Below are 11,761 nucleotides of genomic sequence, written 5' to 3'. Positions count from 1 at the left end.
TCTCCATTTCCATCAGATCTCCATGATCATCATATCCCATCCCACAATGGTGGGCGCTCCGGAGAGCTCTATCACCTGCTGGGCCATCTCATCCTCATGCCCCTCTGCCTGGGGATACAGATGGGTGAGGACCACCCTTTTCAGATCATGATTGCTGAGCATATTTCCCAGCTTCAATGGAGTGGTATGGTTGGTTACATCGAAGGGCTCGGGAAACGAGCACTCGTGAATGAGCAGATCTGAGCCATCGGCTAAAGCTGCCACCCGGGCCGAGGGCTCGGTGTCACCGGAATAGACGATCACCCTCTCCTCCGCCTCCAGGCGATAGGCGAGAGCAGTAACGCTGTGGAGCGCCTCCTCGGCAAAGATGTCAAAGCCCTTTATGGAGAACGAGTCCATGGCCTTGAGCTCCTGCACACGAGACTCCATCCTCTCCAGGTTTGGATAGGCGGCCTGGAGGCTCTCGAACCATTCTCTCGTGCCCGCGGGGCCGAAGATCGATAACCCCTGAAGGCCGGAGAGGTAGCGCCCATTGGCCAGGGCGAGAAGATCGTGGACATGGTCCAGGTGAAGATGGCTGAGCACTACGGTGTCAATCGCTTCTGGGCCTGCTCCCACTTGATCCAGGCGCATGAGGGTGCCCGCACCGCAATCGAGGAGCAGAGGCAGATCATTCTCTATCAATATCGCTGCCTGAGAGCGGCCAGGTTGGGGGATGCCTACCCCGGTGCCAAGGAGAGTAACTTTGAGGCTCATTGCATTACCTTATGATATTGCTTCTCAGGACCTGATCATCACCAACAGCATCTTGAATCTGCTGATTGCCTTGAGGGCATGGGGCTCGCCCGCAGGCAGGATTATGCAGTCTCCTTTTGCCAGTCTATAGGCTTTTTTCGATATTGTGATCTCAACCTCTCCATCGACGATGTTCACCAGGGCATCAAAGGGGGCAGTATGCTCGCTCAGCCCCTGGCCGATGTCGAAGGCGAAGATGGTAGCCGTTCCCGTGCTCTTGCGGATTATCTCCCGACTGACCACGGAGCCTTCCTGGTATGCCACCAGGTCCTCCAGCCTCTCGACTCTGGGCGTAGCCTTCTCGTTTTCAGTTTCCGTCATTTTAGTCGCACCTCTTTATGCTCTCCAAGACCGTCGAACAAAACCTTTTCCCACCGTTTTTCATTGTTCTCTGTCCAGGGTCAAAAGGCTTGCCTCATTTTTACTCAGTTTTCTCCCCTCCGGACCTGTTCCACTGCGTCCGGCTATGAATTCTGGCTGCCAGTCGGCTGTCAATTCCAGGGCGGGCAATATCAGCCGGTCTGATGGCTGGGGAGGTTGAGGATCTATTGCTATGACACAATCAGTAATGCTATAAAATTAGCTCTTCGTATTGCAGATCTATTCCAGCTCTTCGCTGAATTATCTGAGTGAGTTCAGGCAGAGAATATGGCCTTTTGTTCCTCTGTGCCTCTGAGGTTGGTTCAGAGCATAGCGGCTTTCCACAAACTCGAATGATCCTCAGGACAGGGATCATACAAGCAGGATGAAAACTGTGATAAGCCTGGTATCCCTGTTATGCTTGATATGGGCAGTGAAGGCTGCTGCCTCATTGGAACTCTGATTCCAACCCACAAACTAACCATGTTTACCTCTCGTAGACAAGCATGCGTCTTGAACGCGAATGGAAAATTTGTCCCACGAGGGATTGTGTCATCTGCCCATATCAGGACAGCATCAGTTATGGCTAAAGAGTTAGATAAAGGTGGTGGACTGGATATCCACAAGAAGTCGGTTGCTGCTGCGATAGCAAGCGAAATTACCGTTCAGCTTGATGATACGCAGGTCTTTCTTATGAGAAAAGCTCTGCTTGAACTCACCCATATAATTCAGCGAAGAGCTCTTTTAATTCTTTCCATACCTCCCGCCCGGGCGAGATAAAGCTCATCCAAGTTATCGAATATGCCGTGCTCCACCACTCCAGGAATGAGGCTGATCTTGGCCGCAAGAGACCTGGGATCCTCGATGGTCCCGAAGTCCACGTCCATAACGAAATTCCCGTTATCGGTGATCACCGGCCCGTCCTTCCTCAATCCCTGTCGCAGCACCGGCTTGCCTCCCAGTTCCTCCAGCCTCCTTCCTGTTAGCCTAAAGGCGATGGGAATCACCTCCACAGGCACCGGCCAGGTTAGTCTTTCTACAAACTTGGACTGATCGGCAACGATCACGAACCACTTGGCCGAGCAGGATACCACCTTCTCCCGGGTATGCGCCGCTCCGCCGCCCTTGATCACCATCAGGTTTATGTCCACCTGGTCTGCCCCGTCGATGGCCAGATCAAGAACTGGATGCTGGTTTAAGCTGGTGAGCCTTATATTTGATTCTATGGCCAGCTGTTCGGCCTGAAAAGAGGTGGGAACGCCACAAAAGTCCAGATCCTCCTCTCTGACCCTCTCTCCCAGCCTCTTTATCGTCCAGGCCACAGTGGAGCCCGTGCCCAGGCCAACCACCATACCGTTCCTGACCAGCTCTGCCGCTGCCTCACCTGCCGCCTTCTTGGCAGCGGAATTGGATGATGCGTCCTTCATGCTCCTCTCAATTCCCCTTTATTTCCTCTCAAAATTCCCGCAATCCATCCGGTCAGAGCAGCTTGCTCTTCACCGTGGTGAAGACCGGTCCCCTCAGGTCGATCTTGTGCTTGTAGCTGGTGATGTACCTCTCGAGAGCTGGGTGAATCTTGATGTTTATATCCGCCGGGCTTCTCACAATCCTCGCTCTGGTCTCAGACTCATTGCCTTTCATTGCCGCCGCCTCGATCTCATAGGCAGAAAGAGCAGCAAAGGAATCGATGAATCGAATGCCTGTGCTCACTCCCTCATTGAACGCCTCCTCCCAGCGGGAGGTGCGGGGGATGCCCATGACGTTCTGCTTATGGACCACGATCTCATTGAGGGCAGCCGGGCCGCAGAGCTTGGTGTTCTCCTCCGGCTCGACCACCCAGACCTGAATATGCCTTCCGAAGAGCTCTCCCTCCCAGGCAGGAAACTCGCAGGGAGAGGCGGCATCACCATGCTCAAGGCACACCCCGATCACAGATTCGGCTATCGCCTGCCCCTCTGGCGTGCTGGGGGTCATTTCAACAGCGATCATCTGGGCCATCTCCCGGGCAGTGAGCTCCCAATTGGCCTGGAACTGGGGGTAGGAGAGAGCTCTCACATCCTGAGAGTTATGCAGAATCATGGCGATCCGCTCCACTCCCAGCCCCAGGTTCATGACCGGATAGGGGATATCATATTGGGACAGGGCAGTGGGCGAGTAGATGCCGAATGTAGCCACCTCAACCCAGCCGCTGCTGTACTTGGTGGCCGAGCCGACCAGTCCCGGATGATAAGCATAGACCTCGATCTGAGTTCCGGGAACGTAGTACTTGCTCCTCTTGTCATCCGGTCGGAACTGGAACTTCTGGAAACCGAACTGGCTGAGGAGGCCGTCTGCAACCGCCTTCCCATCTTCTATGGATACATCCTCATCCATGATCACACAGCTGGCCGAATAGTAGCTCATCAGGCGGGCGGCATCCTCCGCCTGCTCCCGGCGGAAGCATCGGTCCACAGAGAAGAGTCTGATGGGCAGCCTCTGGCGGTAATGGAGGTTGGAGAGGGACAGAAACCAGCCACTTGTCATATGGCTTCTCAAGGTGCGACTGGTGGCCTCTGCTTTCAGTCCTTTGAACTCCGGAAACACCTTCTCCAGGACAGTGCCTATCAGAGCATCGTGAGCAGAAAGGGCATGAGCGATCTCTCCCACCAGGTCGTCGCCCTCAACCTTCCCCTTTTTGTAGGAATGGAGGATCTGACGGAGCGCCTCCACCTCCTCTGCCGAGAGCTCCCGACCCAGGAGGGCGTTTATCTGGGCGATCCTCTCGTCCGATATGCCGATGTCCGGCCGGGGAAGGCCGGCGAGATAAAAGCACCTGTCCAGAACGGCAAGAGCCTCGGAGCCGAACTGGCGGTAGACATCCTGGGCCTCGACCATCACCGGATTCATGGCCTCATTGAAGCCGAGGCGAATATAGGCCTCTCGTAGCTTCTGAACGGTATCGAAGATAGGATGAACTGAGCCGAAGGAATAGCTATTTCGCGGATATCTCTCATTCAAGGATGGCCGGCCAAGGTACTCTCTTCCTTCCTGCCAGGTCTTATCGAAATCCTTCCGGGCCGCCTCCCGGATCTGATTGGGATCGAACTTCATGACTTAAACTCCATGATCTATTGATTTAAGGCTTTTTGAGTTTATTTTGTTTTAAGAAATAATGATTCCATTCTGGATATCTCCAGGGCATTGGTGAGGTCCCCTCGGGTCCTTTCCAGCATGGACCTGGCAAGATCGCTCTTCCTCCGCAGACCCCTGGTTATAGCATCCGGATAGTCGAATAGCATCAGCAGATAATAGATCTCTTCCATGACCTCCAGGAAGTATTCGCCATCTTTTGCCCTGCCGGAGCGAATGAGGTCCAGAATATGACGGCGAAGCTCACCGCACACGTCGCCCAAACCCGCCAGATAGTTCGCCAATTCCACACCCACCTCAGCCGGGGTGAGGATCTCATTTCTGGTGATGATGGAGTAGACGGAGATGGCCTCGGCGTACTCCTGCTCTGCTCCGTCCACAAAGCCTGCATAGCGTACATCCTGATGGTTCCCTAAAAGCTCCCGGATCTTCTCCAGCTCTTCTGCTGCCTCATCGACCAGCCTCTTTGCCGCGGGAAATTCGTTTCTGTGCATCGATCTGATTGATGAAGAGCACAGGCGTATCACCCTCCGGGAGAGGGACAGAGCCTCCTCGCGAGCCCGGTCTTTGTCATCGAAGCTTCTGAGCAATCCCTCAGAGATGTTCTCAAATGTGGACGGTCCGGACATAATCCCAGTCTCTTATTCCTAAAGAAGATATCATTTCCGGGTATCATCCAGCAGCCTTTTGAGCCTCTTGACCGATCTCTGGCCCTCTTCCAAAGAGCGCGATTCGGTTACTATCCGGCCACTGTAGCCGTTCAGAGCAGCCAGCACCTTCTTCCAGGGTACAGTGCCATTTCCCACCGGCAGATGCTCGTCTCTCTCCCCATGGTTGTCATGGGCATGGATGTGGATCATCATATCCTTAAGCCTCAAAAAATCCTCTACATTTCCATTGGTATTGGCATGTCCCACATCGAAGATGAATCCGAGGTTATCCCGGTCCACAGTCTCAATTATGCCTTCGATCTCCTCCGGGCGCCTCCCCAGGATTGCAGGCATGTTCACCATATTCTCGACTGCCACTCTCATGTCCAGATTCGAGGCATGATCGCAGATCTCCTGGATTCCCTTTATGTTCTGCAGCCAGGCAGCGTCTGGCATATGCATTCCCAGGGGAGAGAAGTGGCCGGGATGAACCACCGCCAGGCGGGCAAAATCGCTTGCCAGGTCCAGGCAGGTCTTCATCTGTCGCACCGTCTCCTCCCATATGGGCTGGTTGACTGAGGCTAAATTCAGGTCCGAGTAGGGCAGGTGAATGGTTATGACCAGTCCTGTCGTCTCTACGATCTTCCTGGCCTCGGGGAGATTTCCCTCAGTCAACCTCTGTCTTCCTTCGTTGACTATCTCCCAGCCGCTATATCCCAGATCCTCCAGCTGGTAGGCCCAGTCAAAGGGCCGGTCCACCAGCTTGCTGGACGAAAAGCTAAACATCCTCCTCCATCGCACCATTTGATGCGCCATCTAACGGGCTATCTATTGCGCTGCTATTTGATGCACTATCCGATGTGCCTTCGAATAAATCGATCTCCTCGACTGCCACTCCATTCTCCGTGACAGGTGCCAGCCAGTCGATGACCCTCTCTGGATCTGTGGCCTGAATCTGGATATGCAATGAACCCAGGGACTCCTCTTGAGGGGGAAAGCTCACCATTCCCATATAGGCTGCCTGCTTGCTGAGCTGAAAATGGATTATATTGCAGCTTCGGCCTCGCTCTAAAACAGACCTGGCAGCATCCAGAATCTCCTGGCTTCTCAGGAGGCGATGCAATCTTCTCAAGGATTGAGGGCCATCATAAGCGTCGATACGATCGGTGCGAATGTCCATTATCAGACCGGGAAAGATGTTCTCAATCGCCAAGACTACCCTATCAACCCTTTCCGTAAGCTGAACGGCTGAATAGACTGTGACCTCGATCGTTCTCATCGCCCCTATATGTGGCTGGTCTTGTATCTGAGGATAGCAGCTATGCCGCCAAAGGCCCGGAAGAGCTGTGCTCCTTCCTCAAATTCAGTAGAGATGATCTTGACCTCTGCCCCGCTCAGCTCTGCCAGCTTGGACAGGTCGGACACTATATCCACCTCTTCCTCAATGGTCAGCGGGCTGGAGCATTTCAAGCAGGTTCCTACCGGCTCAGATGAGCCACTCCTGGTCTGGCTGTCGGTATAGTCGCAACTGCGATTGGTGCAAACGATCTTGGCCCTGGTCTTTCTGAGGTCCTCGGATAGGAGAAGAACATCAACCGCCCCAAGCTCCAGGTTGTGGCGGACCTCCTTTTCCCCGTATGCCGCCAGGCCTTTATCTGATACCAGCTCCTTCATGAACCGGCGCATTATCTCTTTATCCTGGGTGACCTCCAGGTCCGCGAGCTGCTCTTGAGCAGTATCCACCAGCTCATACAGACCTGACTCATCGGTGTAGGAGACATCCAACGCCGCCAGGACCTTTCGCTGCAGCTCATGGTGCAGAAAGCCTCCTTCCACAAACTCCTCTTTGGTGGGAGAAGGCCCACCGATCAGGATTCCTTCAAGGTCCTTGGGATCAATGGGCAGAAATGCGTCATTGGCCGACTCACCTATTCTTTTATAGAAATCGTGAATGGCAATCAGACGAAGCTGCTGGAACCTGTGGCTGGACTGGCCGCCCTTTCTCTGCTTGCCTGGAACGGTAGATGTCAGGGTCTTGAGGGACTCGATATATTTCCCTTTCAATAGACCAATTGCAGCCTCGCGCCTGTCCAGGACGATGAGACCAAAGGTCCTCTTGTCTGCCAGCATCTCCTCCAAAGGCTCGAGATAAAAGGAGGAGTCGCAGTGATATCTGTAGGTTACTATGGGATCAGGCGGCTCTAAAGCTGCGCTGAAGAGCTCTGTGCGATTGGCCCCTATGTCCACGCTACCGATAAATAGGACGACGCCATTCTCCGGAGGTTTTGGTATGAGCTTGAGCCTGGACATGGCTGACTCGAGGGAGCCCTGGACGCTAAGCCTTGTCACTCTCGACTTTATATTGGATGCTTGCCCGTATTCCTCCCGCAACTGACTGGTAACATCAGATATCTGCTTATCAGGAGGGATATACAGGGAAATGAGCTCTGTGCCCCTGCCCTTCTTGCTCCGGAGGCCGTCAAGAAGACGCTTAAATTCATACCTTTCCTGCGCTGTAAACTCCATTCTAGCCGATCTCCAAAATTGCTCCTGGATCAAGGTATAAAAGGCTTCTTCAAAAGGATTTCGGATGATAATCCTTGATTTGGAGGAAAATTTTTTTCGATTCTGGATTTTCAAAGGGAGGCACCAATTATTACTATCTTAATAATACTAGTCAGATTTGGCTGAAATAATTACTCAATTTATCAAATTTTTCCAATTAATCAGTAGTCTTAAAATCAGTCAATAGAAATGGCAAAATTTGATCTATTCAAAAACTATATAAAGATATAAGTTATCTTATAATCCATGGATCAATTAGTCGTTCTCCAGGAGATCTATGAATCGTTTTCCAAGGGAGGGGATGGCCTGCAAAAGATCAGCAGCAAGGCTATCGAGGGGAGTTGCCCGGAGCTGACCGCCAAGCTGCTGGAAAGCGCCAAGAATGGCGAGATCGATGAGGATATCTGTCGCCAGCTTTCCGGCTGCCTTGAGGATATCTACGAGATCAAGCGGCTGGGCGATATCTGTCGCAGCACCGGATTATATTCCCTTGCCATAAGCGCTTATAACCGGGCCTTATCTCTCTGCAGCGATCCGGTTTTGAGGCCGGTTCTTCAAAACAATCTCGGTCAAGCCTATGCCCGCCAGGGAGATTTAGCCCGAGCAGCCTTCTACTACAAAAAATCCGCTTGTTGCTTTGAAAAATCAGAGGATCTCCTAGGCCTTGCCCATGTCCTGGGAAACCTGGGATCTGCCTACCGTCAGAACCGGGATTGGGATCGGGCCATAGAGTACTGCTACCGCAGTCTGAAGACCTTTGAGGAACAGGGTGATGATCTCGGCATTGCCCAGATGACTGGGAGCCTTGGAAGGATCTATGCGGACATGGGGGAGAGGGATCTGGCAACTCGATACTTTGAGAAAAGCCTCGAGGATTTCCAGAGGCTCGGCGACAAGAAGAGCGCTGCCTGGATTATGGATAGGATGGGACGTATTGCCAGCGACAGATACGACTGGGATAGCGCTAAGAGCTACTTCAGCCAGAGCCTCGACCTGTTCGAAGAGTATGGCCAGACCCAAAGCAAGGGGATCGTCCTCTCTAATATGGGACGGATGCAGCTAGAGAAGGGAGATGCATCTTCTGCTCGCGAATCTTTGGAAAAGGCCATCCATCTCATAAGCCGCAATGCCCAACCTGGTTATCAGAATGCTCTGTCCTCACTGGCCGCGGCTTACAGCACCCTGGCAAAGGGCTCTTTGGAAGAGGCAGAGGATAATGAGGACCTGGGTCTGGGCTCAGGCCGCCTGCAAAGGCAAGAGGCATCCAAGAATTTCGGCCGGGCATCAGATCGCTTCCTAGAGCTAGCTTCCTCTCTTCCCAAGATGCAGGCGGATATAAAAACAAAGTCAGAGATTGCTAAATGTCGGTCCTATCTTGCCAGGATATCCGGATACACCTCTGACCAGGAGGCAGTGGAAATTGCACAGAAGGCTCTGTCATCGCTGGATATGGCTGCAGAGAATGCAGCTGAGACTAAAAAGGCCGGAATCAGAGGTCTGGCGAAGGCCGTATCCGGGATGAGAGAAGCAAGGTCGATAGGCCTGCTGGGAGACGAGCCCTGGCGATTGGCAAAGGCAGTCAGCAGCTCAATCGAGCATCTGCTGGCAGGTGCCAGGGAATGCAATGCCACGATTGTCGACACCAGCTTCGTCTCCGCTCTGGAGAACCTCAAGGCAAGCATGACTGCTGAGAGAAAGACTGAAGATCCGATAGCTAAGCTCCACGCAGCTGCGGGGGACCTGCGCCACTCTGGAAAGCACCTTTCATCTCTGGAAAAGGATCCAAAAGAGAGAGATGCCCGCAGATTGATCGAGGCAGCAGCGATACTGGAAGGGCAGATGGTAGGGGATGACACTGCCAGCGAGGAGGGGCCGCGCCGCAATGAGTTGGGCTTCGGTCCGGAGAGAGATGCGTTACTGCTAATCGCTGGGGCCATGGCCAACAGCCTGCTGGAGCTGATAGATGATACCCGGGAGGTTCTCACCTGGGATGAATCGCTGAATCTGATTTCCAGTGAGAAGAGGATACAGCCAGATATCATCGATGGGATGGATGAACTGATCGAGTCCGATCTGGAAGAGGATTTCGATGGGCTGCCGGATCTGGAGATCTCAGAGGATGGGGCGCGGGCCAGGAACATGATTTTGACTGACGGCACCGTGGAGCCCTCTGAGCTATATGTCTCAGAGATAATGCATCCAGAAGACAGCTGGCTTGTTCCTGTCATGGCTAGTACTCCCTGCAAGAAAGAAAATCCAATTGGCTTTAATTCCTGGAGGCAGGCACAATTTTATGGATCCAAGGGCTTTGACCACCTGGAGAAGCCAGAGGATGATATCGAAAAGATCGATGGGGTCATAGATACTGGGCTGATAGAAGAGCTAAACCGCCATGATCTTGGCGGAATGCAGGGGGGGGAGTGGCCGGAGAGAGGGCTTGAGGATTCTGGTCCAGACTTTCGCGAGGCAGTACCGGAGTTTAAGGAATCAACCTCCAGCTATGGCAGCGGTCTATTCAGCCAGGAAAAGGCGGTAATGCTGATCAAGGCCATGAGCGTGCTGGTGATCATTCTCTTGGCGGTTGAGGCGGTGCTATATTTGATATAGGCTGAGCGGGAGTCCTCTATCGAGATGAAAAAGAAGCAGCTTGAGATGACCCTGGAACGACTGGAGGGCTTTTCCGAGCCCTCATTTATTAGAGAGCAGTATGCAACGCCCGCCTCGGTGGCGGCGGAGATTCTCTTCTTAGCTGCTCTGCGCAATGATCTGGGTACGGTATGCGACCTGGGATGTGGGACGGGCGTTCTTGCCATCGGCGCGGCGCTCATGGGTGCAAGGGCGGTAGGAGTGGAGATCGATAAAGATGCCCTGGCCACGGCGAGAAAAAATGCAGAAAATCTGGGCGTGGATGTAGACTTCATCCGGGCGGACGTGAGAAAGCTGGAGCTTGAAGGCATAGATACAGTGATCATGAATCCCCCCTTTGGAGCTCAGAAGGCCAGCGAGGGAGATCGCGCTTTCCTCTCCACTGCTCAGAGGATCGCTCGGAATATTTATACTCTGCACAACCGGGGAAGCCATGATTTCATTAAAAAATATATATTTCCCAATGTGGTGCAGGAGGTCTATTGCATCCCATTTCCTTTGAAGAGATGCTTCGAGTTTCACAGCAAGGACATCAAGGTCATTGAGGTTGAGCTATACAGAATAACCTGCCAGCATTCCTAGAGGAGCCAAGCTTTTGAGACCAAGCCTTTATACCAGGCTTTAGATACTAGTAATTTCTAATTGAGCCATAGCGATGAAAAAAGAGACGGAAATGATGCGGCGATTCTCGAGCCGTATATTGAATTTACAGAGGAATAAATGATGGAAGATAGCTTTGTGCTTCCCGGCGATACGGTGGGATCTTTGGAGGAGTTCGTTCCTGGAGACTACACCTATGCCAGGGAAGGAATGATATTTGCCACCACTGCCGGCCTGGTTAAGGTCGATCCCAAGACCAGGTCTGCCAGTGTCATACCCAAGACCAACGCCCCAGTCAAGCTTAACCACGGCGATATAGTAGTGGGCGAGGTAATCGATCTCAAAGACAGCCTGGTGATAGTATCCCTGGCCTTCAAGAAAGGCTACGAGGACCGGCCAATCTCAGATGAGGAGGCCACCATTCACATATCCAATGTGAAGAACTCTTATGTCAAGGATCTGCGCTCGCTCTTTTCCATGCGCGACATCCTCAAGGCAAAGATCGTCGATGAGCGGCAGATGAGGCTCTCGACTGGAGACGAGGATCTGGGAGTGATAAAGGCTTACTGCAACCGCTGTCTTACCGGCTTGATGCGAAAGGAGGGAAAGCTCATCTGCCCCAATTGCGGCAACAACGAGACGCGAAAGATGAGCTCCGCCTATGGGCTGGGGGTAGTGTAGATGAACCTGAAGATAATATCCAAGACCGAGAATGAGGCAGTCATTGAGTTCGTGGGAGAGGGTCATACCATTCTCAACTTGCTCCGAACGGAGCTGTTGAAGGACAAGAGAGTCCTCATGGCAACATATGACACAAAGTTTCCGGTAATGGACAACCCCGTCTTCCGCCTCGTAACCAATGGGGCCGATCCCATTATTGCTCTGAAAGAGGCCACGTCCAGAATAATAGATCAGTGCGATGAGTTTTCCAGCAAGTACGCAGAAGCGGTAAAGTGACTGCTCCCCGCCCTAAAGAGCGGGGCTTCCACGGCCTCCTGTGCCGACAGATTGCAATC

The 11,761-nt window shown here is 52.9% G+C and carries 12 protein-coding genes; 4 read left to right on the top strand and 8 right to left on the bottom strand.

Annotation, left to right across the window (positions count from 1 at the left end; genetic code table 11):
• Positions 1 to 12: 12 nt before the first annotated feature.
• The 8 genes from BP727_RS12350 to prf1 form a co-directional block, all read right to left on the bottom strand.
• Complete coding sequence (locus BP727_RS12350) at positions 13 to 756, bottom strand: MBL fold metallo-hydrolase (protein WP_286859063.1); 744 nt, start codon at positions 754 to 756, stop codon at positions 13 to 15.
• A 24-nt stretch (positions 757 to 780) separates the two neighbouring features.
• Complete coding sequence (locus BP727_RS12345) at positions 781 to 1,116, bottom strand: cupin domain-containing protein (RefSeq protein ID WP_276620398.1); 336 nt, start codon at positions 1,114 to 1,116, stop codon at positions 781 to 783.
• Between the two features lie 767 nt (positions 1,117 to 1,883).
• A complete protein-coding gene (gene rpiA, locus BP727_RS12340) occupies positions 1,884 to 2,582 on the bottom strand; it encodes a ribose-5-phosphate isomerase RpiA (protein ID WP_013720455.1) in 699 nt (232 codons plus the stop codon).
• 52 nt (positions 2,583 to 2,634) lie between these two features.
• A complete protein-coding gene (gene sepS / locus BP727_RS12335) occupies positions 2,635 to 4,245 on the bottom strand; it encodes an O-phosphoserine--tRNA ligase (protein WP_013720454.1) in 1,611 nt (536 codons plus the stop codon).
• A 41-nt stretch (positions 4,246 to 4,286) separates the two neighbouring features.
• Positions 4,287 to 4,913, bottom strand: coding sequence for a translin family protein (locus tag BP727_RS12330; RefSeq protein ID WP_013720453.1), 627 nt, complete (start codon positions 4,911 to 4,913; stop codon positions 4,287 to 4,289).
• 30 nt (positions 4,914 to 4,943) lie between these two features.
• A complete protein-coding gene (locus BP727_RS12325) occupies positions 4,944 to 5,720 on the bottom strand; it encodes a sugar phosphate isomerase/epimerase family protein (RefSeq protein ID WP_013720452.1) in 777 nt (258 codons plus the stop codon).
• A complete protein-coding gene (locus tag BP727_RS12320; protein WP_013720451.1) occupies positions 5,713 to 6,213 on the bottom strand; it encodes an RNA-binding domain-containing protein in 501 nt (166 codons plus the stop codon). Before BP727_RS12320 ends, BP727_RS12325 begins: the two co-directional genes overlap by 8 nt.
• Before the next feature lie 5 nt (positions 6,214 to 6,218).
• Positions 6,219 to 7,460 carry a peptide chain release factor aRF-1 gene (gene prf1, locus BP727_RS12315; RefSeq protein WP_013720450.1) on the bottom strand — a complete coding sequence of 414 codons (1,242 nt, stop codon included), beginning with the start codon at positions 7,458 to 7,460 and terminating at the stop codon, positions 6,219 to 6,221.
• Between the two features lie 285 nt (positions 7,461 to 7,745).
• Here prf1 and BP727_RS12310 point away from each other — a divergent pair, with 285 nt between their 5' ends.
• From BP727_RS12310 to BP727_RS12295, 4 genes are all read left to right on the top strand, one after another.
• Positions 7,746 to 10,106, top strand: a complete 2,361-nt coding sequence (locus tag BP727_RS12310) for a tetratricopeptide repeat protein (protein ID WP_286859058.1) — start codon at positions 7,746 to 7,748, stop codon at positions 10,104 to 10,106.
• A 24-nt stretch (positions 10,107 to 10,130) separates the two neighbouring features.
• Positions 10,131 to 10,727, top strand: coding sequence for an METTL5 family protein (locus BP727_RS12305; protein ID WP_273270852.1), 597 nt, complete (start codon positions 10,131 to 10,133; stop codon positions 10,725 to 10,727).
• A 138-nt stretch (positions 10,728 to 10,865) separates the two neighbouring features.
• A complete protein-coding gene (locus tag BP727_RS12300; RefSeq protein WP_013720447.1) occupies positions 10,866 to 11,426 on the top strand; it encodes an exosome complex RNA-binding protein Csl4 in 561 nt (186 codons plus the stop codon).
• On the top strand, positions 11,427 to 11,702 hold the full coding sequence (locus tag BP727_RS12295) for a DNA-directed RNA polymerase subunit L (RefSeq protein ID WP_013720446.1): 276 nt from the start codon (positions 11,427 to 11,429) through the stop codon (positions 11,700 to 11,702).
• Positions 11,703 to 11,761: the final 59 nt, after the last annotated feature.

It is taken from the genome of Methanosaeta sp. UBA356 (assembly GCF_002496465.1).
GTDB lineage: Archaea > Halobacteriota > Methanosarcinia > Methanotrichales > Methanotrichaceae > Methanothrix > Methanothrix soehngenii.
The sequence above is the reverse complement of the archived record's forward strand: the minus strand, read 5'-3'. Positions and strand labels throughout refer to the sequence as shown.

Coding starts and splice junctions, on each gene's coding strand:
- BP727_RS12305 (WP_273270852.1), top strand. CDS start 10,131: ATGAAAAAGAAGCAGCTTGAGATGACCCTGGAACGACTGGAGGGCTTT.
- rpiA (WP_013720455.1), bottom strand. CDS start 2,582: ATGAAGGACGCATCATCCAATTCCGCTGCCAAGAAGGCGGCAGGTGAG.
- BP727_RS12345 (WP_276620398.1), bottom strand. CDS start 1,116: ATGACGGAAACTGAAAACGAGAAGGCTACGCCCAGAGTCGAGAGGCTG.
- BP727_RS12350 (WP_286859063.1), bottom strand. CDS start 756: ATGAGCCTCAAAGTTACTCTCCTTGGCACCGGGGTAGGCATCCCCCAA.
- sepS (WP_013720454.1), bottom strand. CDS start 4,245: ATGAAGTTCGATCCCAATCAGATCCGGGAGGCGGCCCGGAAGGATTTC.
- BP727_RS12330 (WP_013720453.1), bottom strand. CDS start 4,913: ATGTCCGGACCGTCCACATTTGAGAACATCTCTGAGGGATTGCTCAGA.
- prf1 (WP_013720450.1), bottom strand. CDS start 7,460: ATGGAGTTTACAGCGCAGGAAAGGTATGAATTTAAGCGTCTTCTTGAC.
- BP727_RS12295 (WP_013720446.1), top strand. CDS start 11,427: ATGAACCTGAAGATAATATCCAAGACCGAGAATGAGGCAGTCATTGAG.
- BP727_RS12325 (WP_013720452.1), bottom strand. CDS start 5,720: ATGTTTAGCTTTTCGTCCAGCAAGCTGGTGGACCGGCCCTTTGACTGG.
- BP727_RS12300 (WP_013720447.1), top strand. CDS start 10,866: ATGATGGAAGATAGCTTTGTGCTTCCCGGCGATACGGTGGGATCTTTG.
- BP727_RS12310 (WP_286859058.1), top strand. CDS start 7,746: ATGGATCAATTAGTCGTTCTCCAGGAGATCTATGAATCGTTTTCCAAG.
- BP727_RS12320 (WP_013720451.1), bottom strand. CDS start 6,213: ATGAGAACGATCGAGGTCACAGTCTATTCAGCCGTTCAGCTTACGGAA.